We start from the raw sequence: 25896 nt of genomic DNA on the forward strand, positions 1-25896 counted from the left end.
TTTCGAGAAAGATGCCGACCGGTCGGATGGACCCTCGACAAATACATACGATCGACCGTATTCTTATCTCATGACAGTCACCAGGGAACATTTCACCGAAGAGACCGATCCGTACTGCCTGCCCACGCTGGAGGCCGCCGCGCTCCTGTTCGACGCACCCTGGCGGCGTTTCGGCGTCATCGGTGACAGCCTGTCGGCAGGCACCGGCGATCCGACTCCCGGCTACGCGTCGATCGGCTGGCCCGACCGGGTCGCGGATGTGCTCCGCCGCGTACACCCCGACCTGGCATATCTCAATACCGCGGTGAACGGCGCGACCACCGACGAGGCGATCGGGACCCAACTCGATCGCATGCTCGCCTTCGAACCGGATCTGCTGCACCTGCCCAGCGGCGCCAACGACATCGTGCGCCGCTCCCCCGACTACGACCGGATCGAGCAGACGCTGCGCGGACTCTACGAACGCGCCGCGTCGACCGGAGCCCAGCTGATCACCTTCACCCTCGGAAAGGCCTACGACATACCGGTTTTCCCGGATTGGCCACAGCGCGTGCGGACCCTCAACGGCATCACGCGCGGGCTCGCGACCGAATACCGGGCCGTGCTGGTCGAGATGTGGGACCACCCGATCAACGATCGGGCCGACCTGCTCAGCGCCGATCGCATCCACTTCGCCGCGTCGGGTCAGGCCGCGTTGGCCGCCGAGGTGGTGAAACAGCTGGCCCACCACCTCGAACGCGGGCGTCGCGCATGAGCGCGCCGACACCGCGGCCGCCCACCGACAAACGACTGCTGCGTGGTGCGCGCACCCGATCGACGGTCCTGCGTCGCGCGGTCGACCTGGCCTCGCTCGACGGTCTGGAGGGTTTGAGCTTCGGCCGGATCGCCACCGACACCGGCCTGAGCAAGGCGGGCGTGCAGACCCTGTTCCGCACCAAGGAAATACTGCAACTGGCCGCCGTCGACCACGCGCGGGATCTGTTCATCGCGGCCGTCGTCGACCCAGCCCGCGCCGAAGCCCGCGGCGGCGAACGGTTGCGGGCACTCGTCGAGAACTGGATCGTGTACGCCGAGACCCCGCTTTTCCTCGGCGGCTGTTTCCGAGCGGCGAACATGACCGAATTCGACAGCAAGCCGGGATCGGTCCGCGACGCGCTGTTGCGTGACCAGCGAGACTGGCGCGCCCTGCTCGCGAATCAGTTTCGCCACGCCGCCACCGCGGGCGAGATCGCGGAGACGGACCCGCAACTGGCCGCGTTCCAACTCGACGCGGTGCTGCTCGCGGCGAATACCGCCCTGCGCCTGGATGATTCGGCGGTTGTCAGCAAGGTGCGGCGCGTTCTCGATCAGATGCTGCGACCGCCCGGGTAGCCGCGTCTACCAGAACGAACCGCGGGCGCCGACCGGCTCGGGAGCGAACCACCGCGAGCCGACGGATTCCGGCTCGGGATCTCGCACCCGCTCGAACGCGATCCAGGTCCGGCTGTTCGTCAGCACCAGACCGTCCTCGGACACGGCGAAGGTGGGACCGCGGGTCAGGAAGTCGATGAGCCAGAGATCCTGGCCCTCCGATTCCGGCGAGCAGGCCATCAGGGTGGAACTGGGAGCTCGCGCGTCGAGGATGTCGCCCACGATGTCGGCGTCGAACATCGTCGTGTTGCAGCCCGCGTGCGCGGAAAGCCTGCGGGTCTCCGCGACGAACCAGAGCGTGATCCGGGTATTTCGAACGAGTACGCGGGGTGTGCCGTCGTCGGTCACGGACACCGAAGCGTACCGCTGGCCCCACAGGGTCGGTCGATTCATCGGCGGGAACAGTTCCTCACTGACGGTGGTCGAATGTTCAACCATCTTCGGGTGGTCGATTCGCCACCGAAACCTGCCGGTCCGCTCATCGAACCGTTCATCGCAAATTCTTCTCGATCTCCCGCGCGGCATGCGCGACGAGTCGGGGCAAACCGGGCGGAAAGCGGTTCGTCAGCGACATACAGCCGATGGCGGCCACATCGACGCCACCATTCCAGCGGATGGTCGCGGCCGCGCAGCAGAGCCCGTTCGCGACATCGAAATGGTCGACGGCTACCGACCCGTTGTCCTCGATGGCGGTACGGACCCGGTGCCATTCGGCCCCCGTGTATCCCGGCGGCGGTGGCGCCGGATCCGCCCTGGCCGCCATCAGTACCTGCGCCAACGCGGTGCGGAACGCGAGATCACTGCCGGGGCCCGCGCTCAGGAACACATCGGCGCCATTGAATCCGGTCACCATGTGGACCGCGCCCTGATCCAGCACGCAGACCGCGACCATCGATTCGGTCAGCGCGGCGAGCACCCGGCCCGGTCGCTGAGCGGCTCGGCGCAGCATCGGCGCGACCTGCCATTGCCGTCCGAGCTCGGCCAGACGCGACCCGACGAAATACCGTTGCTCGACCCGTTGGACCGCGCCGAGGCCGACCAACTGCTCGGCGAGCCGGTACGCGGTCGCCTTGGGGATCCCGGTCGAGCGGGAGAGCACCGACAGCCCGCACCCGTCCGGACATTCCGAAATGGCCTGTAGTACTTGAAATCCCGCATCCAACACGCCGCGACCCGAACTCGGTGACGTGCCGAGCGATTCCCGCGCGGAATCCGAGACCATCGCGTACCCCCTCTCCGGCAACGACTCGTCGGCTCGACGCGGGCTCTCACCCCGAGCCACGCCGCCGCCGATGCGGGCAGCCTAGCGACTCACCGCGACCGCGCGCACCCGATGGCGGCGAATTCACCGACCGAAGTCAGTTCGGTCCTCGGGTAGTACGGCCCCATCGTCGCGGCCGGATCATCCTGCGGAGCGTGCTGGATAGCACCGGCGAAATCCGGGGCGGGCAGCATATTGCGCATCAGCAACAACGTCGCGCCGTTGGTGGTAGGCAACCACGCCACACCGCAGTCCGCGGTGGCGTTGGCGGGCCGGTCGGCGGGGTCGGAGACGACCACCGTGAACTCGCCCGCCGCGTCGGTGGTGATCCCGTCGTCGGCGACACACGCCGACACCCGCGTACTCAACACTTCGTTGGTGCACAACGACCAGTAGCGCAACGCGGCGGACGTCATGACCGGCTGCCCCTGATAGGTCGCCGGAGTTCTCGGCAGTTTCGCCCTGATCACCGCGACCTGTCCTGCGTGCGGCGCGACACGGGAGGTCAGGTAGGTGTTGTCCGGATTGGCGAAGACACCGTTGCCGCTGGTTTTCGACCACACCCGGTAATCCGGGCCGGGCAGCGCCCGCGGCAGGTCGATCCCGCCCGACAACTGGACCGCCGTCGGGTCGCTCACCTGCGGCGAAGTCGCGCATTCCGGCATGGTGCGCGGACCGTCGGCGCCGTTGAGAGTGAACTCGGGCAGACCGGCGCCGCCGAGCGGGTCGAGACCGGCGTCGGGCCGGTACACCCGGTAGAGCACCACGGCGAGACCGGCGTCGGCGTAGAGCGTGTTGGGCTCGGGCCGCTCCGGGCGCGGGCCGGGCATGACGCGCACGGTGTAGGACCGCTGCGTGGCCGTGCGGTCCGCACCGGGCAGGAACGGGTCGACGCTGCCCGGATCCGGCGCGATGTTCAGATCGTTGAGCCCGTCGAGGGTCTGCGAACCGCGGTAGCTGGTGAACGAGATGTAGCGACCGTGCGGGAACGTGCCGCGCAGGGTGACGCCCTCGGCGGGCAGGTTCGGCACCGCCGTCATCCAGTAGTTCGCGAAGGTGTCCGGCAACGCGACATTGACGGTGTCGGCGCCGATCCGCCTGCTCCACCCGCAGTCGAACGCCGGTTCCGCCCGCGCGGGCGCCTCACGCGTCATCGGCACGGCGACCGCGCCGACCAGCGCGGCTACCGCGACCAGGCCCCGCAGCAGATCCTTGATGGTGTCCACGCGGCCAAGTATCACCCATCCCGACTCGGTGATCCGGTCGGGGGACCGTCAGCGGTCACTGTCGGCACAGCATCGTCTCCACCAGCGCGTGGGTGCCGATGACGAGCGCGATATTGCCCGCGACATCGGGTAATTCGTTCAGCGCGACGGTGACCGCGCGATCCTCGGCCGCGACGGTGACCGTGCTGAACCCGTGGATGGATCCGGTATGGCCCCAGGCCGTTCGCCCGCACGGGGCGGAGAACCGGAACAGCCCGAGCCCCGAGGCCTCGGAGAAGCCGATCAGTCCGGTCGGCACCGTGCGCTGCATCTCCTCGAGCAACGCGGGCGCGAGCAGCTGTCCCGAGAGCAGCGCCAGGTAGAAGCGATTGAGATCGCGGCCGGTCGAGACCATCGCGCCGTCGGGCAGGCCCCAGGACGGATCGATATCGGTGATGTCGAGGCGGACCTCGCCGAAGCGGTGGTAGGCGCGCGGATGCGGACCGTGCAGCACGTCGTCGAACGGGAACTGCGGCCAGTAGGTGTCCGAGAGTCCGAGCGGCAGCAGGATTCGCCGCGTGACGGCTTCTCCGACGGGCAGACCCGTCACCTGTTCGATGAGTTCACCCGCGAGCAGGTAATTGGTATTGGAATAGCCGAAGGACGTCCCCGGCACGGATTCCGACGGATTGTCGAGACCGAGCCGAATCAATTCCGCCGTGGTGCGCGGGGTCGTCAGATCCTCGACCGACCCCTGTTCGAGCAGCGGCAGATAGTTCGGGATACCGCTGGTGTGCCGCAACAGATCTCGCACCGTGATGTGCGCGCCGTCGCCACCCGGCCCGTTGACCACTCCGGGCAGATACCACTCCAACGGCCCGTCGAGTTCCACCTGACCTTCGTCGACCAGTTGCAACATCACCGTGGCCACGAAGGTCTTGGTGATACTCGCGACGCGCAACGCGGCGTCGTCGGGGAACGGCGCACCGCTGGTCAGATCCCCCATCCCGCTGTCGTACTGATCGACGCCACCGGGTCCCGTGTGGATCAGCTGCGCGCCGGGGACACCCGCCGCCGCGACGAGCTCGTCCAGTTCGGCCTGCCACAGCGAGGACTGATCGAGGGGCACGGCAACGGCGTGTGGCGCGGCGGAAGCCGACGAAGCCGCCGCCAGTACCACCATCGCCCGGACTAAGTACTGCCGCATCGGCATCTCCTGGCTGTGAACGCATGAACCCCCACGGGGGATATCGCCGTAGCCGTTGTCCGCGTTTACCGCCGCGCCCCAGAGCGGTTCGTACACGAGGGATTCGCGGCCCGGCACCGACCCGGTTCTCAGCGAACTCTCACACGATGCCGGGGCCAGCTCTCAGATTCACCCCGTTGAATGTCCCCAGCTGCCCCGTTCGGGAACACCTCTCCCGGACGTCGGGCAGCGCCAATCCTCTGGCAGTACCTACCCGCGGACGGGACTCGGGCTCTCCGCCGGTGCGGCGCTCGGCTCCTCCGGCGGCGCCGACGTCGCGACGGGTTCGGTCGCCGCGACGGGCACGGCCGACGTTCGGCGCGTACCGAGCAGGAACAGCACCACGAGCAGCACGCTCAACCACACGTAGGTGTTACCGATGACATGCTGCCACGGCGTCCACAGCGATTCGCGCTGTTCGCCGTTGGGTAGCCAGTTCTGCGGCCCGTAGACGAAGACCGCCGCCGTGGCCGCCGTGACCAGATACCAGCCGAGTGCCCGGCGCAGCGGCTGCCTGGTGGCGTAACCGAACATGGCGAACAGCGCGGGCGCGATCCAGACCCAGTGATGCGACCACGAGATCGGCGAGACGAGCAGCGTGAACACCGCGTTGATCGCGAGCGCGAGCGCGGGCAGGTCGGCGGCGCGGCGCATGGCGGCGACCACGAGGACCAGCAGCGCGGCGCCCAGCACCAGCCACACCACCGTGAACGCGGGTTCGGGGACACGCAACCGGGCCAGCACCGCTTGGATGGACTGGTTGGTGTGGAAGGCCGAACCACTCAACCCGTCGACATTGCCGAGTCCGCCGAACCAGTACTTCACCGACGCGTCGGGCAGCACCGCGAAACTGATCGCGGTCGCCACGGCTCCGGTGATCGCGGCGGTGATCGCCGATTTGTAGTCCTTGCGAACCAGGAAATAGAGGACGAACGCGGCGGGCGTCAGTTTCACCGCGGCCGCGATCCCGACCAGCATCCCGCGCCGCCACTTGGGCTTCTCGGTGAGACAATCGGCGGCGACCATGGCCATCAGCAGCAGATTGACCTGGCCGAAATCCAGCGTGGCCCGGGTCGGCTCGAGCAGCATGGCCAGCGGCGCGGCGCACGCCGTGGCGAACAGCGCGAGCCGCCTGGCCTCGTCCCCCGGCCAGATCCGCCGAGCGACCACGTACAGCGTCGACGCGAGCGCGGCGGTGGAGGTCACGAAGAAGGCGAACGCGGCGGAATCCCAGGGCAGCAGCGCGAAGGGGCCGAGAACCAGCGCCGCGAACGGCGGGTAGATGAAAGGAAGCCCGATCCCGATGGTGGTCTGCGGCAACTGACCGTACATATCGCCGCCGTCGCGCAGGGTTTCCACCCCGAGGCGATAGACCTGCAGGTCGATGAACCCGCCGGTGATCTCCTTGCACGGCCAGATCGGCATGGTCAGACACAGGTAGGCGAAGATTACGAGTAGCACCGGGAGAAGCCACATCACACGCCCGAAACGGCGGTTCGATGACTTCGACATGTCGACGGCGGCGGAACTACTCATCCGCGGCGACTATACCGGTGGACCTGTCCGCGATCGACGGGTGTCGATCGCCACGCCCGCCACGCCCGATTGCTCCGTATTCGCCCCGACGGGTGCGGGCGGTGACGAACGGACCGCCGTGACGTGCGAACCCGCCGCTGACCGGCCCGCAGCGCGGTGCACGACACATCGGTGCGCGGCACCGGGTCCCGAGAATCCATCCCGCGACCGGTACCTTTCGTCCGATGTGCGCACCGGGAATCGTTCGATCCGCCCACGACAACGCCGCGCGAACCGGTCGCCGCGCGCTGCTCGGCGCCATCGGTCTGGCCGCGGCGGCCACGGTGTCGGCGCCGCTCGCCCGCGCGGTGCGCCCGAGCCGGGTCGTCCACCTCACCCACACGTTGACGCCGAGGCTTCCGGTCTGGCCGGGTAATCCGGCGCCGACCATGGTCCCCGTCGCCCGGTACGAGGCGGGCGGATTCGCTCAACACGCGCTCGCGATGTGGGAACACACCGGAACCCACCTGGACGCCCCGGTGCATCGGGTGCCGGGCGTGGAAGCGACACGCCCGGAGTCGAAATGGCTCGCACCGCACGGTGAAACTTCATCGAGCCGAAACACGTGAGCTGTAGTGCAGAAACAGGGTGTCCCGATGCTTCACGCGAACCCGTTCGACAAGGGGTACGAGTGTGAATTCGGGAGACACCGCGTGGGTGCTCGCCAGTACGGCGTTGGTCATGCTGATGACGCCGGGTCTGGCGTTCTTCTACGGCGGCATGGTCGGCGCCAAGAGCGTGCTGAACATGCTGATGATGAATTTCTGCACCATCGGTGTGGTCAGCACGCTGTGGCTGCTGTACGGCTACAGCGAGGCCTTCGGTGACGACGCCTACGGAGGATTGATCGGCGACGTCTCGCACGTCTTCCTCCGCGATACCCAGACGACGCTGTCCGGACCAGCGGGCCACCAGATCCCGACCATGGCGTTCGTGATGTTCCAGCTCATGTTCGCGGTCATCACCACCGCGCTGATCTGCGGCTCCATCGCCGAACGCGCGAAATTCTGGGCCTGGATACTCTTCGTCGTCGGCTGGTGCACCGTGGTGTATTTCCCGGTCGCCCACTGGGTTTTCAGTTTCAGCGGTTTCACCGAAACCGACGCCGCGGGGATATCGAGCAATATCGGCGGGTGGATCGCCAACGATCTGGGCGCCTTGGATTTCGCAGGCGGTACCGCGGTGCATATCAACGCGGGCGCGGCCGGACTCGCGATCGCCGTGGTGATCGGCAGGCGACGCGGCTGGCCCGAGAGCACACCGCGACCGCACAATGTGCCGTTCACCCTGCTCGGGGCCTCCCTACTGTGGTTCGGCTGGTACGGCTTCAACGCCGGATCCGCCTTGGGCGCCAACGAACTCGCCGCGCTCGCGTTCACCAACACCACCGTCGCGACCGGCGCGGGATCGCTCGCCTGGATCGTCGTCGAACAATTGCGTGACGGGAAACCCACGACGCTCGGCGCGGCCTCCGGGGCCATCGCGGGCCTGGTCGCGATCACCCCCGCCTGCGGATACGTCGACTCGCTCGCCGCGCTGGCCATCGGTGTGGCGGCGGGGATCATCTGCGCGCTGGCCGTCGCGCTGAAATTCACGTTCCGATACGACGATTCGCTCGACGTGGTGGGTGTGCACCTGTTCGGCGGCCTGGTCGGCACGCTGCTCGTCGGCCTGTTCGCCGACGAGGCGGTCAATCCCGCGGGTAACAACGGACTTCTGCACGGCGGCGGCCTGACCCAGCTGTCCCGCCAGGCCATCGCGGCGGGCGCGGTGCTGACCTATTCCTTCGTCGGCGCGCTGGTCATCGCCTGGATCATCGACAAGATCGTCGGGTTCCGGATCAACGAGCACGAGGAATTCGAGGGCATCGACGAATCCGAACACGCCGAGACCGCTTACGATTTCGGCTCCGCCGTGAAACCCGTCCCGGTCCGGGCGACGCCGGTGCGGCGGCCCATGGAGCGAGTCGACAGCGAACCGATACCGAACCAGCCGCCGTCCGCTCCCCCCGGGCGGGCGCCGATGCCCCGCCAGCCCAATCCTCCGTGGCGGCGACCGGAACAGCGGAACGACAGCGCACCGATTCCCGGAGTGCCGCCCGCGCCGGGGCCGAACACGGTGCGACGGCCTCCCCCTCCGGATCGTGGCTACGAGCCGATCCCACGCCCGGGACCCTATCGGCCGTCCTAGTTCCAGCTCATCGCAGAGGCTTCCGGTACTCGTCGTCATCCCCGCGAGAATCGGGACCGGTGGACCCGACATCCGGGACGGGTATATCCGTGGCACCCGTGTCCGCCTCCTCGACACGACCCGATCTCGTGATCGCGACCCCGGCCAGGCACAGCAGTCCGCCGACGACGGCGAGGGGCGCGGGCACCTCACCGAGCGCGATCCACGCCATCAGGACGACGAGGGCGGGCACCACGTAGGTCGTCACGCCCATATTCCCCGCGGTGGTGCGCGCCAGCGCGTACGCCCACGTGGTGAAGGCCACGGCGGTCGGGAAGACGCCCAGGTACACCATGCCGAGCGTCGAGGTCGGCGGTGCCGAGGCGACCTCGCGCACGAGTTGTCCAGCGAACGGCAGACACGCGACGGTGCCGACGACACAACCACCGGTCGTCACCTGGAGCGCCGAGGCGTGCGTCAGCGCGGGTTTCTGGACGACGACCGAGATCGCCCAGGTGGCCGCGGCGGTCGCGCACAGCGCGACACCGAGTACCGCGCCGCCGCCACCGCCGGAATTCGACAAACCGACGATCACGGCGCCGGTGAACGACACCGCGACCCCGGCCAGCAAGCGCCGGGGAAACCCTTCCCCGAGGACGAGGCCGCCGAGCAACGCGATCAGCACCGGCCCGATATTGACGACCATCGCGGCGGTTCCCGCGTCGACGTGGCGTTCTCCCCAATTCAGGGCGACCATGTACACCCCGAACCACAGCACACCGGAGATCAGGATGCCCCGCCAGGCACCGCGCGCGGGCAGCCCTTCCCCGGTCACGGCCAGGATGACCACCAACGCGACGGAGGCCGTGGCCAACCTGCCGAGGGCGAGCGCCCCCGGCGAGAAATCCGCGCCCGCGGATCGGATGAAGACGAACGCCGACGCCCACAGCACCACCGTGACACCGGCGGCGGCCAGGGCACGTCGATCGTTCGACCGCGCAGCTCGCACCATTCCCGGCACGCTAGAACACCGTCGAGGCGAAAGCACGCGGATTTCCGACACGGTGTTACGTTCAGGTATCCCGGCTCGTTTCGCTGACGGCTGAATACCGCTCGGACGGAATCGGATGTGGTCCAACACGTTCCGGTGACCGACGGTCGATCCGACCGGTAACGCCTGCTCAGCCCGGTCGGTGTGCCGCCGGTCGGCGCCCGGCGGAGCCGCGTCGGCCGAGCCGGATTCCGACGACGGGCCGAGGAAGGCCGTCGCAGGCACCGGTATCGTCGGTAGCGCCAGCGCGCCGGGTGGAGGGACCGTGCGCACCCGCGCTCACCGAGGAACCCTCTTGAAGTATGTGCCCCGCCTGATCATGTTCCTGGCGATTCCCGCCCTGCTGTTCGCCCTGCCGTGGTGGACGCTGGTCGCCGCCCCGACCAGCGGTGCGAGCACCCTGTTCTCGCTCGGCACCGCCGTCTTCCTGCTCGGCTACCTGACGCTGCCGCCGGCGATGACGGCCGGGCACGGCGCGCGCCAATCCGATCTCGCGTCGATCGTCGGCGACACCCTGCTCGGCATCATGTGGGTGTTCTTCAGCTGGTCGGTGATCGGCACCGTCGCCGGATGGGCACTCGCGCTCGCCGGAGTCGACGATCGCGCCCGGATCGTCGCGACCGGGGTGTTCGCGGTCTCGACGGTGCTGGTCGTCTACGGCATCGTCGAAGCCAGGCGGGTGCCCCGGGTCCGCACGGTGCACGTCGACATCCCCGGCCTCGGCCCGAGTCTGGACGGTCTCCGTCTGGTCGTCGTCACCGACACCCACTACGCCGCGCTCGACCGGCTGCGCTGGTCGGAGCGGGTCGTCGAACTCGTCAACGCGCAACAGCCGGATATCGCCTGTCACGCGGGCGATCTCGCGGACGGCTCGGTGGCGAAACGCCACCCGCAGGTCGACACGCTCGGCAAGGTCGAGGCACCGTTCGGCCGTTTCTACATCACCGGCAATCACGAATACTTCGGCGACGGCCCCGGCTGGATCGACCACATGACCTCGATCGGCTGGCAACCGCTGCACAACCAGCACGAGATCGTTACCCGCGGCGGCGACAGCCTCGTCATCGCGGGTATCGATGACCCGACCGGCAAGGCCGTCCCCGGCCACGGCCCCGATCTGGACGCCGCGCTGGCGAACGCGGACCCGTCGCTGCCCGTGGTACTCCTCGCCCACCAGCCCAGGCAGATCGCCGACACCGTCGCCGCCGGAATCGCGCTCCAGATCTCCGGCCACACCCACGGCGGCCAGATCTGGCCTTTCCACTACCTGGTCCGGCTCGAGCAGCCGGTGGTCGCGGGCCTGAGCCGTCACTCCGACCGCACCCAGCTCTACACCAGCCGCGGCACCGGATTCTGGGGACCGCAACTGCGCGTCTTCGCGCCGAGCGAGATCACCGTGCTGATCCTGCACCCCGAATCCCCGCGGGCCGCGGCCTGACCCGGCGTCCTACAGCGGCGGCAGCGACGCCGATTCGGGGAAGACGACGGGCAGCGACGTCAACGCGCGATGGAACGGCCCCGGCCGCCAACTCAATTCGTCCGGCGACACCGCCAGGCGCATCTCCGGCAGCGCGTCGAGTAGTTGGTCGACGGCCTCCTGCGCGATCAGATACGCGATCGAACTGGCCGGGCAGGCGTGCGGACCCGCGCCCCACGCGAGGTGGGATCGGTTGCCCCCGTAGCGATCCGCCGCGATCGCCGGATCGTCGTTGCACGCGGCGATGCTGATCACGACGGGTTGGTGCGCGGGTAGCCAGACGTCGTCGATCAGGATGGGCTGACGGGGGTAGCTGAGGCAGAAATTCGCCATCGGCGGATCGTTGAACAACACCTCGTCGATGGCTTCGCGGGTGGACAGACTGCCGCCGAGCACATTCCCGCCGAACCGCTCGTCGGTCAGGATGAACAGCAGCGCGTTCACGATCAGGTTCTGCTGCGGTTCGATCCCCGCCCCGTACAGGGTACTGAGCTGGTTCACGATATCCATATCGCCGAGCCCGGCCGGATGCGCGATCATGCGGGAGGTGATATCCGAACCCGGTTCGGCCCTTTTGAGCTGCGCCAATTCCAGCAGTGCCGCGATGAGTTCCTCGTTACCCCGCCCCGCGTCGATGCCCTCGAAAATCGCGGCCATCCCGTTGGCCGCCCGCTCCGCGATGGCGGTCGGCGAACCGAGCAGCGTGTTCAGCACCGCGAACGCGAGCGGAAAAGCGTACTGGCGCACCAGATCCGCCGACCCTTCGGCGCAGAACGAATTGATCAGCGGTACCGCGATTTTCGCGACGATTCCCTGAAGCCCGTACTGATCGACCATCTCCAGGCCCGCGAAATTGATCTGCCGGAATCTGGCATGTTCCTCTCCCGCGCTGCGCAGCGCGTTCGGGCGCCATTTCATCATCGGCAGCACCGGGCAATCGGCGGGAACATCCTTCTCCCACGCGCGCGGATCGGCCGGGAAATGACTCGGATCGTTGAAGATCCGCAGCGCCGTGTAGTACCCGACGACCAGCGTCGCCGGAATTCCCGGAGACAACTCCACCGGCACCAAAGATCCATAGCGCGAACGCATCTCACGATAGGCCCGATACGGATCGGCCGCGAACTCCGCCGTGTACACCGGCACGCGGGGACCGTCGTGATCGACGGGCGAACTCTGGGCCGAGCGGCCGCGCGCGGCGGTCGGAGGGGTTGTCATCCGTGGGAACTCCCAATGATCGAGCAGCAGGCACCGTGAGCGTAAGCAGGAGATCGGCTCCGCGCATCGGAATCGGTTGCGGCGATTCTTCCGGACGGGTGCTATCGCGGGATTACCGAGGTCGATTCCGTTCACGAATCGACAGGGGTATCTACCCGGCATTTCAGACATTCGGCAGCGATTTCTTCGACCGAATATCGATCGCTCGTGATCACAATCCACCCGATGTTGTCATCCGATGACCGCACCGCGATGATGGCCCCCTCCACGGCCGGCCTCGGCCCCATGACCACTGACCGATACTTCGCCTTCGGCGGCTACCACGGCGTCGCCCTCTACGACCCCGTCACCGAGACGACCATCGTCGTCTACGCCACCCTCGGCCCCACCTCCGACGCGAACACCGACACCGCGGTGCCGATCGGGGTGAAGATCGGCCAGTTGGTCGTACCGGACCACCCACCCAGCGTGCCCTGACACAGACCGCGAGGTCGCGCGTGCCGAGTCGCCGCGCTCGTCGGCCGCGCCGTGCGATGTCCGACCGACCGCCATTTCCGTCACCCGATTTCGGCAGCGAACCGCCAGGCGGAACAGCTCCCGTCTTTCCCACCAGGTTCCGACCAAAGTGCCATACGGGTAGCGACCAAACTGCCACACACCGTGCGACCAAACCGCCATATGACCGGCGACTGAACTGCCACGAGACACCCACTTCACCTGGATCACCCCCGCTGAAAAGTCACTTCTTCCGAACGAGCGAGACTGCTGTCCCTGTCAGTGCCGTGTGGGGGGTCCCGAACGCGTGAAGGTGTTCGCGGGCGGCAGCCGACGACAGTCGATGATTCCGACGAGCGAAGCGGCGGGTCACCGATGAATTCCACCGGTGTGCGGCGTCTATACCAACAGCACGCACTCTGCGAATACGGTCAGGGAGGACCCCATGAGCACCGAAGCACTGCCGCCCGTCGTCGACGCCGATACCTGGCAGCGTGAACTCGAAGCGCTGCGTATCAGGGAGAAGGCCGCGACCAGGGAGCTCGACGCGATCGCCGCCCAGCGACGTCGCCTGCCGATGGTCGAAATGCCCGAATACACGCTCGAGGGCGAGAAAGGACCGGTCCGGCTGGCGGATCTCTTCGACGGCACGTCGCAACTGATCGTCTACAACCACATGTGGTTCCCCGGCGAGACATGGCAGTGCGGGGGCTGCACCGGTTTCACCTCGCAATTCACCCGATTGGAATTCCTCGACAACTACGACGCCCGTTTCGTCATCGTCACCCAGGGCCCGATCGACGAGGCCCTCGCCTACAAACGGCGGGTCGGCAACAAAATGGACTGGTACTCCACCGCCAACAGTTCCTTCGGCGCCGACGTCGGCGCACCCCCCGGCGAAGGATTCGCGGTCAACGTCTTCCTGTGCGACGGCAACACCGTCTACCGCACCTGGCACACCAACGGCCGCGGCACCGAACAACTCAGCCACTCGTTCGCACTGATCGATGTCCTGCCCTACGGCAGACAGGAAGAATGGCAGGACTCCCCCGAAGGCTGGCCCCAATCACCCACCTACAGCCGCTGGAGCGATTCCAAGGACATCGCCGCCGCCTACGGCGACCCGAATATGTGACGTAACCCGAGAATACGAAGGCCCGGCCCACCTGGACCGGGCCTTTCGAGTCGGCGATGATCGCGTCGAATCTCCCTGGTACCGGGTCGGACGCATGATGGCCGATACACCGTGCCACCTGACAACGCGCCCGGACGCCCGAGAGATTGCAACATGTCGCTGACGACATATATCGTTGTCACCACGGGTGCAATGTTCATCATCGAGATCGAGCCCGAAGTGCGGGACTGGCTCGAGGCACTGCCTGCCAGGCACTTCCTCAAGATCGATGAATACGTCGGGCTTCTCGCTGAACGCGCAGATTCGCTCGGCGAGCCCCTATGCCCGATATCTGGGCGACGGCGTCGGCGAACTCCGCCCGACAGTGGACGGCGCCGCTATTCGAATCACCTACTGGCTCGCACCCGGACATAGAGTAATCCTGCTGACCGTCTTTCGCAAAACTCGGATGCGAGAGGACGCCGAAGTCAAACGCGCGAAACTAGCCCAACAGACCTGCCAAGCCGAACATCAACCCGCCCATCAAGAATTCGTTCGCACAGTCGAGAGAGGAGAACTGGACCGATGAGCCACGCACGCTGGAAAACCCTCCGGGAACGCAAACTTGCCGAGGGTTACACCGAACCCGAGGAAGTCACCGAGGCACGCCGAGAAATCCGACTCTCCATGGCACTGGCCCAAGCCGTCTACGACCGCCGAACCGAACTCGGACTCACCCAATCCGACCTCGCCGAACGCGCCGGCCTCACTCAGGCCAAAATCTCCCGTATCGAAGGCTCCGATACCGTGCCGACCCTTCCCCTGCTCGCCAAACTGGCCGACGCCCTCGACGCCACCCTCAATATCGCCTTGGACGCCGACGACACCCGGGTCAGCTTCACCAGCCACCACGCCGACGCTGCGTGAACCGAAAGACGAAGAGCCCGGCCGTTGGGCCGGGCTCTTCGTGAGTGGACCTCGCGGGAACCTACTCGAACCGGACCGACATTGTGCAGGACTTCGCTGAACTGCAGAAGCAGACCGAAAGAAGCGGACCATATACACCGATGCCACCCCGCCCGAACAGGTCTGGTGTGAGGAAGAAGCAGTTATTAATAGGATCGGACGAGGTCGCCGAGATCATAGGCAAGTACATCGCGGGCGCGTCCATGGCAGAGCTGACGGTCGAGCATCACATGGCCAAACGGTCGGTGGCGAAGATCCTCCGACAAAACAATGTGATGATCCGCCCCAGAGGAGGGCGGAGGTCCTGCGCCCTCGATGTCCGACTGGCGATGAACCGGGATGGACAAATTATGTGAGCAGGCCAGCTGATCACAAGGGACGCACGATCAATATAGGTGCTCGATTGTCACCTCACCGTCCCAGTGTCGCGCGAGGTATTCCGCGACCAATCGGCGGTGGCAGTAGTGTGGCTTGTCCTCGCTGCAGAGCAAGACCGCATTGTCGAACTCCTCTCCCGAAATGGTCTTTTCGATGCCTCTTTGCTCCATCAGTTCCAGAAATCGGTCTTCGTATTCCGCCCAGCCGGTGCTCTGCTTCTTGTAATCGTCGAGCATCGGCTGGGTCGGTGCCAGATCGGGCCGGTGAGTGTAGGTCATATCGCAGAGCTCACGGAGGAAGTACCTGAGGTCATCGCGCTTGGCAAAACCAGCCAGTTGCGAGACGTTATTCAGCCGGACATCGATTAGTGTCACCGCACCCGACGCACGCAAGAGGCCGAAAAACCTCTCAGCAGGCTTCTTCGTGAACCCTATGGTATGAATTTTCACACTTCTGCTGCCCTTTCCGCGCGAATCTCCTCATCGACGTAGGCGATTCGGCGCTCCTGACGATTCAACGCCTCTTCCAGACGCTCGGCTACCGTGCGGAACAGATCAGGCTCGGCCAGCCCGAACTTGACCATGAGGCGCTCCACTGCCGAGCTGTGACTCTCAAGCTGCCCATCAGCATGAATGTGATCGATCGAAAGGCCGCGCTCGGTGAGCACCCGTGCGATGAGCACCGTCCGGTGGCAGTCCAACGGCTCACCCTCGGAACACATAACTGCGATCCGCTCGGTCTGGGCCCCGTTCACCAAGCGTTCGATGCCGCTGGTGAACTCGGATGTCCGGGCGAGGCGGGCGTACTGCACCTGCCCATCGACGTAACAGCTGGCATCCTCCGTGCGTGCTCCGAGTTCCTTACCCATAAAGACATACTTGATTCCTGCCTCACGCAGACCACGCTCCACCGCGTTCCGATTGAACTGCGGCGCGAAGCGGCTGGCTGGAACCGAGCGCACATCGGCGACCGCTGTGACGTCATGCTGACGGAGCAACCTCACTAGACCGGGAAGATCGTGTGTGGAGTGACCTATCGTGAGCATCGCGCCGATCGTCATCACCCGCCACTTACTTTGCTATCACCGCAGTCAACCATTCCCGCCACGACCTTATAGATGTAGCCATCATCAAACTTCTCAGCGATACTCACGGTCACGAAGGACTCACTTAATCGGTACTTCCCCAGCCCCTTCGCCCGAAATCTCTCTCGGTGTACCGGGTCAGTCACCTTCAGCGAATAATCCGCGCCTGCAAAACGAAACCGGGCACGCACAGACGGCCTTCCGTCCTTCGAGTATGGAGGAGGGGGCCCCACCTCTATCTTCACCTCATCGACACGTATGAGTTTGAGCGAATCTTTCACTTTATGCTCTTGCTCGACCGGCACACGGTCGTTTATGCCAGAGTACGAGTGGTAGCCGTTGATCCACAAACTACTCGGGCGCTGCTCCAGCAAACACAGCTCGTCCCACCCGATCCGCCCCACTTTTTGCAAGCGGATGGCGGGATCGAGCAACCAGTTCTCCTGCTGGAAGTCGTTCGGCTGATGCTTGACGAGCGCTACAGAAACGACGTCGAGCACCTGTGGCTCAACCCCGCCGCTATATTGCCGCTCTTTCTCATTCACTGCATGACCTGGACGGTCGCTGACAGGACGAATCCACGTCGCCCGATTCCGGGGGAGAGCGAACGGACGAGTCGACTCGATCTCAATTCCCGCCACACATCGGCCTCCATGTTTGTAGGAATTCGCCAGACACACAAGCACTTTGATCACCGTCACGCACATCCTCCAGACTCCCAGCACTACCACTTGCGATCGTAGCGCCAGGGCACACAACAGGATCGCGGCTACCGTAGTCGGGACGCATCACCCACCCGAGACCTATGCAATTACGAGTCACCAAGGCATCGAACACCGAGCCCAAAGCTGGGCTAGGCGACTTTGACGCTCCAATCACCAACATGAGCAACAACATCCAGAGTTCCTCCAAGCGCGACGATGTAGTCACGAACCAAATCCATGGACGTGATCTTGCCGTGCTCGATCTGCGACACCCTGGCCTGTGAAACTCCCATCAGCTCAGCGACCTGGGCCTGCGTCGCCCCGCACTGCTTGCGAAGTTCGGCGAGCTGATGTCCGCGCTGCTCCGCGCGCATCTGCTCGCGGCTCTCGTCCCGCGCCGTGACGCGCTCAGGGGAATCCCATGTCGGGTCAATTTCACGAGCTCGCCGCTTGGCCTCTTCCCAAGGCACACCCTTCATGACTCCTCCTTCGTTGCTCGGTAGTCTTTATAGCGCTGTTCAGCAAGGGGGACCGCATCTCGATACCAACGGTTCCACTGGCCGGATTTGTCCCCGGCGACCAGGACGATCGCCTCTCGCCTCGGGTCGAAGACGAACAGCATCCTGATCTCGGAACCCGCTGGGGTTCGAGGGCGAAGTTCCTTGAGGTTGTGCAGCGCCTTGCTGGACTGGATCCGATCGACCAACGGTCTTCCCAACTCTGGTCCACGCTCGGCCAGTTCGTCCAGCGCTTCCTCAATCTTGTCGGCGATCATCGGCTCGTTCTTCACCAGGTCGAGGAACCAGTCGTTGACTGGCTCAAGCAGCAGGATGCTCCATCGCACCGAACGATTATAACTAATCTTTATGCCGGTCGGGGTTCGATGCAGCATCAGGGGACATGGCGGGAATCGAACCGCTGTCTCTGCAAATCCGCAGGTAAAAGCACAATTCGCCCCTGCGGCTCGATCCAGTCACCAGAAAGAAGAAACCCGCAGGTCGTTGACCTGCGGGTTCTCGTGAAGTGGAGCTGCCGGGAATCGAACCCGGGTCCTCCGCCGCGTCTTCAGGGCTTCTCCGTGTGCAGTTCGCTAGGTCTCTGCTCGGATCTCCGGGTCTCGCGAACAAGCTCGGATGACGATCCCAGTCACTGTTTGATGTCCCGTCCGGCCCCGCGACCGAGTCGAACGGTAATTCCCTCTAGCTGATGCCAGTACCCGGACCGAGGGACGGGCCCGGACTGACAGAGACGACCTGCTACTTAGGCAGCGAGGGCGTACTCGCGCTGATTGGAATCGGCGCTTAATTGGTTGCAGCGACGCTTACGGTGGTCTCTTGCCTGCACCGACACGCTTCCCCTGAATCAACGTACGCAGTCGAAACCGTTCAGCCCCGTACGTGCCCGCACCCTGCGGGCTAGTCATGTTAACACCATCGACCGCCCCGCTCATTCCCATTATTCGCGGGTGCGCTCCGGCTCACTCACCGCATGCCTTTGATACGCCGCCCGACCTCGCGGGTGACCTCGCGCTCGGCGGTCCGCCGGGCGAGATCCTGGCGCTTGTCGTAGTCCTGCTTACCCTTGGCCAGCGCGAGTTCGACCTTCACCTTGCCGTCGAGGAAGTACATCGACAGCGGCACCAGGGTCTGGTTGCCCTCGCGGGACTTGCCGACCAGCCGCTCGATCTCACGCTTGTGCAGCAGGAGTTTGCGGACCCGACGCGGCGAGTGGTTGGTCCAGGTGCCGTGGCTGAACTCCGGGATGTGCAGCCCTCGCAGCCACACCTCGCCGTGGTCCACCGTGGCGAAGGCGTCGACCAGTGACGCCTTGCCCTCGCGCAGGCTTTTCACCTCGGTGCCGACCAGCGCGATCCCGGCCTCGTAGGTATCCAGGATCGTGTAGTTGTGCCGCGCCCGGCGGTTGGTCGCGATGACCTTGCGCCCCGTCTCCTTCATAACGGACAACTATACAGAGCAGTATTTCGTCACTTCCCGGCGATTCCCACCTTCCATGGGCGGCAACGAATCCTGCCGTAATCGCTCACCGATTTGTTCGTGACGATTCCGATAATCATCGACCTTGGAAGTCGAATAAATGTCGAGCGCGAAGGATTCGAATACGGCTGCAATTAATTCATTTGACAAACGAGGCTCATCGAAGGCGCCGCACATGACGTTGTCCGTGCGGCGACCACCCCGGATCCACGGCCGACCTCGAACCGAGGCACCCCACCGACCGACACCGCGTCGACGGACCCGCCGCGACGAAGAGATCAATCGGACGTTCTCCACTCGTCAGCCACCAGACCGTGGCGTTCGACGTCGCGAACACCAGTGTGAAGACAGGAAAACCGATCGGTCTGCCCTCGGGTCGACGGACCACGACCGCCCCGTTATTCGATCCAGGTCCGGGGAATCCCGGTTCAGGTGAAGGTCTACGCCGATCGTGCCCCCGTCGCTCTCCGTCAATTCGTCACGGATCTGCTCGTGACGGCGTGGGTGTATGCCTCGGTCCGGGCAGCGATGTGGGTGCACGATCTGGTGCGCGAACTCGCCGTTCCCGGACAGAAGTTGGAGGACGCCGGGACCGGTCTGGCGGACAACCTCGCGAAGGTGAGCGACAAAGTGGACCGGGTGCCGGTGGTCGGCGACGATCTGACCTCGCCCTTCGAACGCGCCGCGTCGGCCGCGCGGACGATGGCCGACGCGGGCGCCGATCAGCAGGCACTCGTCGACGATCTCGCCCTCGTGCTCGCGATCGGGTTGCTGATCGTCCCGATCGCGCTGGTGCTGTTCGTCTGGCTGCCGCGGCGCGTGCGGTGGATGCGACGGGCCGGGGCGGCGGCGCGCCTGCGCACCGATTCCGCGGGACAGGACCTGCTCGCCCTGCGCGCGCTCACGAACCAGCCGCTGCGGAAGTTGAAACGGATCGACTCCGACGATGTGGTCGATGCCTGGCGGCGCGGAGACAACGACACCGTCCGGCAGTTGGCGGCGTTGGAATTGCGAACCCTCGGTCTGCGCGGGAGTTGACCTCGGCGCGACGCGCCCGTGTTCCTACCGGCCTCAGGCGACGACCGATCGCTGCGCCACCCCGACGTATTCGCTCAGCGGACGAATGAGCGCGTTGGATTCGCCCTGTTCGATGATGTGGGCGGTCCAGCCGGTGATGCGGCTCATCACGAAGATCGGGGTGAAGATATCGATGTCGAAGCCGAGCAGATAGTAGGCGGGGCCGGTCGGGAAGTCCAGATTCGGTTTGATGCCGGTGCCCTCGTTCATGGTGCGTTCGAGGATCTCGTAGATCCGCACCCACTTCCGACCGTCGGCTACCGCCGCCGCGATGTCGACCAACGCCTTCTTCATGGTGGGAACGCGGGAGTCACCGTGCTTGTAGACGCGGTGACCGAATCCCATCACCTTGTCCTTCGCGGCGAGTTTGTCGCGCATCCACCGCTCGGCCAGGGCGGGATCGCCGATCTCGAGCATGTCGCGCATGACCGCTTCGTTCGCCCCGCCGTGCAGACGGCCTTTCAACGCGCCGATGGCGGCGGTGACCGCGCTGTAGATATCGGACTGTGTCGAGGTGACCACGCGGGCGGCGAAGGTGGAGGCGTTGAAACTGTGCTCGGCGTAGAGAATCAGCGAGACCTCGAACGCCCGCACCAGTTCCGGTGCGGGCACCGAACCGAAGCACATATTCAGAAAGTTCCGCGCATAACCAAGATGCGAATGCGGCGCGATCGGATCCAGGTCGTGACGGCGACGATGATCCGCCGCGACGATCGTCGGCAGGACCGCCAGCATGCGAAGGGCTTTGGCGCGGTTGGCGTTCGGTGAGTTGTCGTCCTCGGCCGGGTCCTCGGCACCGAGGTAGCTGATCGCGGTGCGCACCACATCCATCGGGTGGCAGTTCTCGGGCATCTTCGCCACCAGCGACAGCAGTGATCGGTCCGCGCGCCGCGAGGCCCTTTCCTGCTGCTGGAACCGCTCCAGCTCTGCGTTCGAGGGCAGTTCGCCGTGCCAGAGCAGGTAGGCGACCTGTTCGAAACCACAGTGCGCGGCCAGATCCTGCACCGGATAGCCCCGGTAGGTCAGCGAGTTGGTTTCGGACACCACCTTGGAGATCGCGGTGGTGTCGACGACGACGCCCGCCAACCCCTTGTAGATGGTGGGGATCGCTGTCTCCGTCATCACTGGTTCCCTTCCGGAGTGAAATTGAAGATCTCGGAGTCGAATTCGTTGTAGCGCTCGTATTGCAGCAGTTCGTAGAGCCGGGACCGATGCTGCATCCGGTCGAGCAGCCCGGATTGTGTTCCCTCGGCGAAGATTTCGCGCAGACCGACCTCGGCGGCGAACATCGCCAGCCGCAATGTGGTCACGGGGTAGATGACCGCGTTGTAGCCGATGTTCTCCAGTGTGGAGGCGGGGATCAGTTCGGATTTGCCGAACTCGGTCATATTGGCCAGCAACGGAGTCGATACCGCCGCACGGAATTTTTCGAACTCGGCGACCGTGTACAGCGCTTCGGTGAAGATCAGGTCCGCACCCGCCTCGGCATAGGCTTTCGCCCGGTCGATCGCGGCGTCGATACCCTCGATCCCGGCGGCGTCGGTGCGCGCGCAGATCACGAAATTCGGGTCACGCCGCGCCGCGACGGCCGCGCGCAGGCGGCGCACCATCTCACCGGTCGGCACCACGGCCTTGCCGTCCAGATGTCCGCAGCGCTTCGGGTTGACCTGGTCCTCCAGGTGTAAGCCCGCGATTCCGGCATCCTCGAGGATGGTGACGGTGCGGGCCGCGCTCATCGGCTCACCGAACCCGGTGTCCGCATCGATCAGTACCGGCAGGTCGGTCACCCGCGCGATCTGCTGCCCACGCCCCGACACTTCGGTCAGGGTGGTGAGCCCGATATCGGGAAGTGCCAGATCGGCCGAGACCACCGCGCCGGAGACGTACACCCCTTCGAAACCGATCTCCTGGATCAGTTTCGCCACAAGGGGATTGAACGCACCGGGCAAGCGTTGGATCGAGCCCGACGCCAGTCCGGCCCGGAAGGCGACGCGCTTGTCCGCCGCCGAAGTGGACGCTGCCAGTAGCCCTGTCATCAGAAGATTCCCTTCGGGGAACGGGGCGCGCGGGCGAGTACATCCGACGAGACGGTGAACGTGAGCTCCGACAGCTCGTTCGCGGACAACTCACCCGCGCGCTGGACCACTTCCAGGAAGCGGTCCTGCTCGGCGGGCTCGATCACGCCCTCGGCCAGGGCGCGGAACTTGGCGATGTACTGCTCGCGAGCGAACGGGCGCGCGCCGAGCGGGTGGGCGTCGGCGACCGCGAGTTCGTCGACGATCACCTCCCCGCTCTTCAAAGTGACCTCGGCGCGCGCACCGAACGCCTTCTCGTCCGGGTCGCTCAAGTGGTAGCGCCGGGTCCATTCCGGGTCCTGCGCGGTGGAGATCTTGCGCCACAACTCGACGGTGTCGGGGCGTTGGGCGCGTTCGGGGGCATAGGAGCGTTCGTGGTGCCAGGTGCCGTCCTGCAACGCGACGGCGAAGATGTACATCACCGAGTGATCCAGCGTCTCGCGCGAGGCGGTCGGATCGAATTTCTGCGGATCACCCGACCCGGTACCGATCACCACGTGGGTGTGGTGGCTGGTGTGCAGCACGATCGAGGCGATCTGGTCCAGATCACCGATCCGGTCACGCAGCCTGCGCGCCAGATCGATCGGGGCCTGGCTCTGGTACTCGGCGGAATGTTCTTTGGTGTAGGTGTCCAGGATCGCCCGCTTGGGTTCACCCGGGCCGGGCAGCGGCACCGAGTACTCCTTGTCCGGGCCGCCGAGCAGCCACGCGATCACCCCGTCCTCGCCCTCCCAGATCGGCGAGGGCGCACCCTCACCGCGCAACGCGCGATCCACCGCCTCCACCGCCATCTTCCCGGCGAAGGCCGGAGCGTAGGCCTTCCAACTCGAGATCTCGCCCTTACGGGACTGACGAGTGGCAGTGGTCGTGTGCAGCGCCTGACCGACGGCCTGGTAGATGGTCTCGGTATCCAGACCGAGCAACGTGCCGATACCGGCGGCGGCCGAAGGCCCCAGGTGTGCGACATGATCGATCTTGTGCTCGTGCAGGCAGATCGAGCGCACCAGATCGACCTGGATCTCGTACCCGGTGGCCAGACCACGAATCAGCTCACGCCCGCTGCGACCCGCGTGCTGGGCCACCGCCAGGATCGAGGGAATGTTGTCACCCGGGTGGGAGTACTCCGCGGCCAAGAACGTGTCGTGGAAGTCCAGCTCACGCACCGCGACACCGTTGGCCCACGCCGCCCACTCCGGCGAGAACCTCCCCGCGACACCGAAAACCGTCGCCCCCGGCTGATGCAGATGCGCCAGCGCCTGAGCCCGCGCGTTGGACACCGGGCGCCGGGTGATCGACGCCGCCGCCACCGCCGCGTTGTCGATGATCCGGTTCACGATCATCTCCTCGGTCTCCGGAGCCACCGCGACCGGATCGGCGGCGACCTCCGCGATCCGCCACGCGAGATGCTCCTCACGCGGGAAATGCTCGGCCGAGCGGTGCGTGCGGACGAGATGATTCTTCACGGCGAGAGCCTCCAGACATCAATTTCCGGGTTTCCGATTCGCACGTTACACATGCCCCAACCAGGCAAATAGACCTCGCAACTGTCGATTTTTGGGGAGGATTATCTGCGAAGTTGCGTATGTTGCGTAGACGCTCCGGGCCGCGTTTCGGCCGTACGGGACATACAGCCCGGGAACGATGGTTGGCGTCGAAGACGGTCCAGGGTCGGACGAACCACGATGAGCTGTCGGCCTGCGGTACCACCAGCTCTCAACGACCGACTCTTTCTCGCCGGGAGAACCTCCGCACGACCGCGCGCGACGCGCCTCACCCGGCGGGCATGGTTCACCCCGATGAGAAGCTTCCCCGACTCGGGGTCGGGGGCCGACGGTTCGGATTTCGGCGCGGCCTCTTGCACACTGCGTCACCGGCATCAATAACGTCGGCGAACCTCCCGACGATCGGGGAAGTGGCGCGGCCGAGTCCCCGGATCAGCGCAGGGTCAGATACATCGCGAACAGTGCCACGAAAGCGACGATCAGCAGCAGCGTCGACAGGCGCGGCCTACCGAGCCGTTGCGGACGGGTACGGCCGAGCCAGACGGACTCGACCGAGGGATCGAAGGCGTGCCTGCCCGGCGGTCCGCCGGGGGTGTCGGCGGGCGGGGAGCCGCCCGATACCCCGGAGTCGTCGGAGGAGTCATCACCGGATCCCATGGATGCACCGTAGCCTCAGTCGGCGTCGGCCCGCCCGGTTTGGCAGCCCGTATTCCGATGCTGTTGCGATTCGGTGATGTAGCCGAACGCGCGGGACGGATCAGCCGAAACGACGGTGGAAGGCCTCGCTGTGCGCGCCGGACGCGAGATCGACGGTGACGACACGTAATTCGACCGCGCTCGCGCTCACGTCGAGCACCGTGAAGCCCAATTGGTGGTAACTCTCGAACAGCGCCGGATGTGCGCCGGACGCGGTTCCCGGTTCGTTGCCAACGGTTTTGGCCGCCGCACCGCTGACGATCTGGCGGGTGCCCTTCGATTCCGGTGTCGGTTCGAGCACCTGGAGCGAATGATCGTGGCCGGACAGGATGAAATGGCATCGGCCGGTGACGTATTCCTCGAAGAACCGTTTCGCGTGGACACCGTTGAGCGGTTCGAAGGTGAACCCCTCGTAGCGACCCGCGTCACCGTGCGGGCCGTTGTTCAGATACGGCTGGTGGGTGCAGGCGATCTTCCAGGTGGCGGGCGAATTCGTGATCGCGTCATCGAGCCATGCGCGCTGGGCGTTCATGTATTCACCATCGACGGCCCAGTACGGCGAAAGCAGCGGCGGCACATAGGCGGCCAGCGGATTGACGTCGAGGACGAAGAATTCGACCACCGGATTCTGTTCCGGCAGTCGCACCGAGTAATAGCGGCTCGGCATCCACCACCTGGCCGAATTCGCGTGGTATTCCACCTCGTGGTTGCCGCGCAGCAGCCAGCCGCCGTCACCGGGCAGCACCGAACTCGTGTCGTGGTTGCCGAGCACCATCGCCCAGGGGAAATCCAGTCCGGCGTTGGGATCTTCGAATTTGCTCGCGAACTGCGGATCGGTCGCGCTGTTCGGTCCGGTCTCGTAGATATTGTCGCCGAGGCCGAGCGCCAGCGAAAACGGTGCGCGCCCGTGATATTCGCGTGCCGCGTTGGCGACCGCCCACTGGGTGCGAGTTCCGGTGCCCGCGTCTCCGGTGACGAGGACGCGCACGCTGTCCGTGGTCGGGAAGGCGAATTTCCGCACCCCCTCCGCCACCGGGACGGCCTGGGCGGGCGACAGACCGACAACCGTGACGCCCGCTGCCGCGGCGGCCGCCCCGGCGAGCAGATCCCGCCGCCCGATCCCGTGTGCCTCACCCATACCCGTCTCCTCCAGTCGACTCGTCCGAGGGCCGCGCGAACTCACCGGTCCGTCGACCGGC

At 65.7% G+C, this 25896-nt stretch carries 28 protein-coding genes, 1 other RNA gene and 1 pseudogene; 11 read left to right on the forward strand and 19 right to left on the reverse strand.

What is annotated here, in order from left to right; all coding sequences use genetic code 11:
* The first annotated feature begins 70 nt into the window (after positions 1-70).
* Both OG225_RS26925 and OG225_RS26930 read left to right on the forward strand, forming a co-directional pair.
* On the forward strand, positions 71-754 hold the full coding sequence (locus OG225_RS26925) for an SGNH/GDSL hydrolase family protein (protein ID WP_405177815.1): 684 nt from the start codon (positions 71-73) through the stop codon (positions 752-754).
* Complete coding sequence (locus tag OG225_RS26930) at positions 751-1371, forward strand: TetR/AcrR family transcriptional regulator (RefSeq protein WP_405177816.1); 621 nt, start codon at positions 751-753, stop codon at positions 1369-1371. Before OG225_RS26925 ends, OG225_RS26930 begins: the two co-directional genes overlap by 4 nt.
* Before the next feature lie 6 nt (positions 1372-1377).
* On the opposite strand, the gene OG225_RS26935 is transcribed toward OG225_RS26930, so the two are convergent.
* The 5 genes from OG225_RS26935 to OG225_RS26955 all read right to left on the reverse strand — a co-directional run bounded on the left by OG225_RS26935 (position 1378) and on the right by OG225_RS26955 (position 6658).
* Positions 1378-1848: an META domain-containing protein gene (locus tag OG225_RS26935; RefSeq protein WP_405177817.1), complete on the reverse strand. Its 471-nt coding sequence runs from the start codon at positions 1846-1848 to the stop codon at positions 1378-1380.
* Positions 1849-1900: 52 nt separating this feature from the next.
* Positions 1901-2632 carry a helix-turn-helix domain-containing protein gene (locus OG225_RS26940; protein WP_405177818.1) on the reverse strand — a complete coding sequence of 244 codons (732 nt, stop codon included), beginning with the start codon at positions 2630-2632 and terminating at the stop codon, positions 1901-1903.
* Positions 2633-2721: 89 nt separating this feature from the next.
* Positions 2722-3897 (reverse strand): hypothetical protein, encoded by a 1176-nt coding sequence (locus OG225_RS26945; RefSeq protein WP_405177819.1) that lies wholly within the window; start codon positions 3895-3897, stop codon positions 2722-2724.
* Between the two features lie 55 nt (positions 3898-3952).
* Positions 3953-5083 (reverse strand): serine hydrolase domain-containing protein, encoded by a 1131-nt coding sequence (locus tag OG225_RS26950; RefSeq protein ID WP_405177820.1) that lies wholly within the window; start codon positions 5081-5083, stop codon positions 3953-3955.
* Between the two features lie 249 nt (positions 5084-5332).
* On the reverse strand, positions 5333-6658 hold the full coding sequence (locus OG225_RS26955; RefSeq protein ID WP_405177821.1) for a glycosyltransferase 87 family protein: 1326 nt from the start codon (positions 6656-6658) through the stop codon (positions 5333-5335).
* Positions 6659-6882: 224 nt separating this feature from the next.
* On the opposite strand from OG225_RS26955, the gene OG225_RS26960 reads away from it, so the two are divergent.
* Both OG225_RS26960 and OG225_RS26965 read left to right on the forward strand, forming a co-directional pair.
* Positions 6883-7266 carry a cyclase family protein gene (locus OG225_RS26960; RefSeq protein WP_405177822.1) on the forward strand — a complete coding sequence of 128 codons (384 nt, stop codon included), beginning with the start codon at positions 6883-6885 and terminating at the stop codon, positions 7264-7266.
* A gap of 64 nt (positions 7267-7330) precedes the next feature.
* Positions 7331-8608: pseudogene (locus OG225_RS26965) on the forward strand (ammonium transporter); the annotation flags it as partial.
* Positions 8609-8894: 286 nt separating this feature from the next.
* Here the strand turns inward: OG225_RS26965 and OG225_RS26970 are convergent.
* Positions 8895-9878, reverse strand: coding sequence for a DMT family transporter (locus OG225_RS26970; protein ID WP_405177823.1), 984 nt, complete (start codon positions 9876-9878; stop codon positions 8895-8897).
* A gap of 343 nt (positions 9879-10221) precedes the next feature.
* Here OG225_RS26970 and OG225_RS26975 point away from each other — a divergent pair, with 343 nt between their 5' ends.
* Complete coding sequence (locus OG225_RS26975; RefSeq protein WP_405183377.1) at positions 10222-11355, forward strand: metallophosphoesterase; 1134 nt, start codon at positions 10222-10224, stop codon at positions 11353-11355.
* A gap of 9 nt (positions 11356-11364) precedes the next feature.
* Here OG225_RS26975 and OG225_RS26980 read toward each other — a convergent pair whose 3' ends face one another.
* Positions 11365-12612, reverse strand: a complete 1248-nt coding sequence (locus OG225_RS26980; RefSeq protein ID WP_405177824.1) for a cytochrome P450 — start codon at positions 12610-12612, stop codon at positions 11365-11367.
* 225 nt (positions 12613-12837) lie between these two features.
* Here OG225_RS26980 and OG225_RS26985 point away from each other — a divergent pair, with 225 nt between their 5' ends.
* The 5 genes from OG225_RS26985 (at position 12838) to OG225_RS27005 (ending at position 15543) form a co-directional block, all read left to right on the forward strand.
* Positions 12838-13089 carry a hypothetical protein gene (locus OG225_RS26985; RefSeq protein ID WP_405177825.1) on the forward strand — a complete coding sequence of 84 codons (252 nt, stop codon included), beginning with the start codon at positions 12838-12840 and terminating at the stop codon, positions 13087-13089.
* Positions 13090-13552: 463 nt separating this feature from the next.
* Positions 13553-14242 (forward strand): DUF899 domain-containing protein, encoded by a 690-nt coding sequence (locus OG225_RS26990; protein ID WP_405177826.1) that lies wholly within the window; start codon positions 13553-13555, stop codon positions 14240-14242.
* 268 nt (positions 14243-14510) lie between these two features.
* Positions 14511-14810 carry a type II toxin-antitoxin system RelE/ParE family toxin gene (locus OG225_RS26995; RefSeq protein WP_405177827.1) on the forward strand — a complete coding sequence of 100 codons (300 nt, stop codon included), beginning with the start codon at positions 14511-14513 and terminating at the stop codon, positions 14808-14810.
* Positions 14807-15148, forward strand: a complete 342-nt coding sequence (locus OG225_RS27000) for a helix-turn-helix domain-containing protein (RefSeq protein ID WP_405177828.1) — start codon at positions 14807-14809, stop codon at positions 15146-15148. Before OG225_RS26995 ends, OG225_RS27000 begins: the two co-directional genes overlap by 4 nt.
* Before the next feature lie 167 nt (positions 15149-15315).
* Entirely contained in the window at positions 15316-15543 is a 228-nt protein-coding gene (locus OG225_RS27005) for a hypothetical protein (protein ID WP_405177829.1), read from the forward strand.
* Between the two features lie 30 nt (positions 15544-15573).
* Here the strand turns inward: OG225_RS27005 and OG225_RS27010 are convergent, their stop codons facing one another.
* The 7 genes from OG225_RS27010 to smpB form a co-directional block, all read right to left on the reverse strand.
* The gene (locus OG225_RS27010; protein WP_405177830.1) at positions 15574-16014 is read right to left on the reverse strand and encodes a DUF488 family protein; all 441 of its coding nucleotides are present in this window, start codon (positions 16012-16014) and stop codon (positions 15574-15576) included.
* Positions 16011-16625 carry a DUF488 family protein gene (locus tag OG225_RS27015; protein ID WP_405177831.1) on the reverse strand — a complete coding sequence of 205 codons (615 nt, stop codon included), beginning with the start codon at positions 16623-16625 and terminating at the stop codon, positions 16011-16013. The genes OG225_RS27010 and OG225_RS27015 overlap by 4 nt, the downstream gene beginning before the upstream one ends.
* Positions 16625-17350 carry a dual OB domain-containing protein gene (locus OG225_RS27020; protein ID WP_405177832.1) on the reverse strand — a complete coding sequence of 242 codons (726 nt, stop codon included), beginning with the start codon at positions 17348-17350 and terminating at the stop codon, positions 16625-16627. The genes OG225_RS27015 and OG225_RS27020 overlap by 1 nt, the downstream gene beginning before the upstream one ends.
* Before the next feature lie 152 nt (positions 17351-17502).
* Complete coding sequence (locus OG225_RS27025) at positions 17503-17832, reverse strand: helix-turn-helix domain-containing protein (protein WP_400179523.1); 330 nt, start codon at positions 17830-17832, stop codon at positions 17503-17505.
* On the reverse strand, positions 17829-18197 hold the full coding sequence (locus tag OG225_RS27030; protein WP_405177833.1) for a type II toxin-antitoxin system RelE/ParE family toxin: 369 nt from the start codon (positions 18195-18197) through the stop codon (positions 17829-17831). Before OG225_RS27030 ends, OG225_RS27025 begins: the two co-directional genes overlap by 4 nt.
* A 177-nt stretch (positions 18198-18374) precedes the next feature.
* Positions 18375-18746, reverse strand: a transfer-messenger RNA (tmRNA) gene (ssrA, locus tag OG225_RS27035).
* 88 nt (positions 18747-18834) lie between these two features.
* Complete coding sequence (smpB, locus tag OG225_RS27040) at positions 18835-19308, reverse strand: SsrA-binding protein SmpB (protein ID WP_109528274.1); 474 nt, start codon at positions 19306-19308, stop codon at positions 18835-18837.
* Positions 19309-19779: 471 nt separating this feature from the next.
* Here smpB and OG225_RS27045 point away from each other — a divergent pair, with 471 nt between their 5' ends.
* On the forward strand, positions 19780-20385 hold the full coding sequence (locus OG225_RS27045; protein WP_405177834.1) for a hypothetical protein: 606 nt from the start codon (positions 19780-19782) through the stop codon (positions 20383-20385).
* Between the two features lie 33 nt (positions 20386-20418).
* On the opposite strand, the gene OG225_RS27050 is transcribed toward OG225_RS27045, so the two are convergent.
* The 5 genes from OG225_RS27050 to OG225_RS27070 all read right to left on the reverse strand — a co-directional run bounded on the left by OG225_RS27050 (position 20419) and on the right by OG225_RS27070 (position 25835).
* Positions 20419-21546 carry a bifunctional 2-methylcitrate synthase/citrate synthase gene (locus OG225_RS27050; RefSeq protein WP_405177835.1) on the reverse strand — a complete coding sequence of 376 codons (1128 nt, stop codon included), beginning with the start codon at positions 21544-21546 and terminating at the stop codon, positions 20419-20421.
* Positions 21546-22460, reverse strand: coding sequence for a methylisocitrate lyase (gene prpB / locus OG225_RS27055; RefSeq protein WP_405177836.1), 915 nt, complete (start codon positions 22458-22460; stop codon positions 21546-21548). The genes OG225_RS27050 and prpB overlap by 1 nt, the downstream gene beginning before the upstream one ends.
* A complete protein-coding gene (gene prpD, locus OG225_RS27060; protein ID WP_405177837.1) occupies positions 22460-23962 on the reverse strand; it encodes a 2-methylcitrate dehydratase PrpD in 1503 nt (500 codons plus the stop codon). The genes prpB and prpD overlap by 1 nt, the downstream gene beginning before the upstream one ends.
* A 471-nt stretch (positions 23963-24433) precedes the next feature.
* Complete coding sequence (locus OG225_RS27065) at positions 24434-24658, reverse strand: hypothetical protein (protein WP_405177838.1); 225 nt, start codon at positions 24656-24658, stop codon at positions 24434-24436.
* A 100-nt stretch (positions 24659-24758) separates the two neighbouring features.
* The gene (locus tag OG225_RS27070; protein ID WP_405177839.1) at positions 24759-25835 is read right to left on the reverse strand and encodes a metallophosphoesterase; all 1077 of its coding nucleotides are present in this window, start codon (positions 25833-25835) and stop codon (positions 24759-24761) included.
* Between the last annotated feature and the right edge of the window lie 61 nt (positions 25836-25896).

Origin of the sequence: Nocardia sp. NBC_01377 (assembly GCF_045040005.1) — a bacterium.
GTDB classification, from domain to species: Bacteria; Actinomycetota; Actinomycetes; order Mycobacteriales; family Mycobacteriaceae; genus Nocardia; species Nocardia noduli.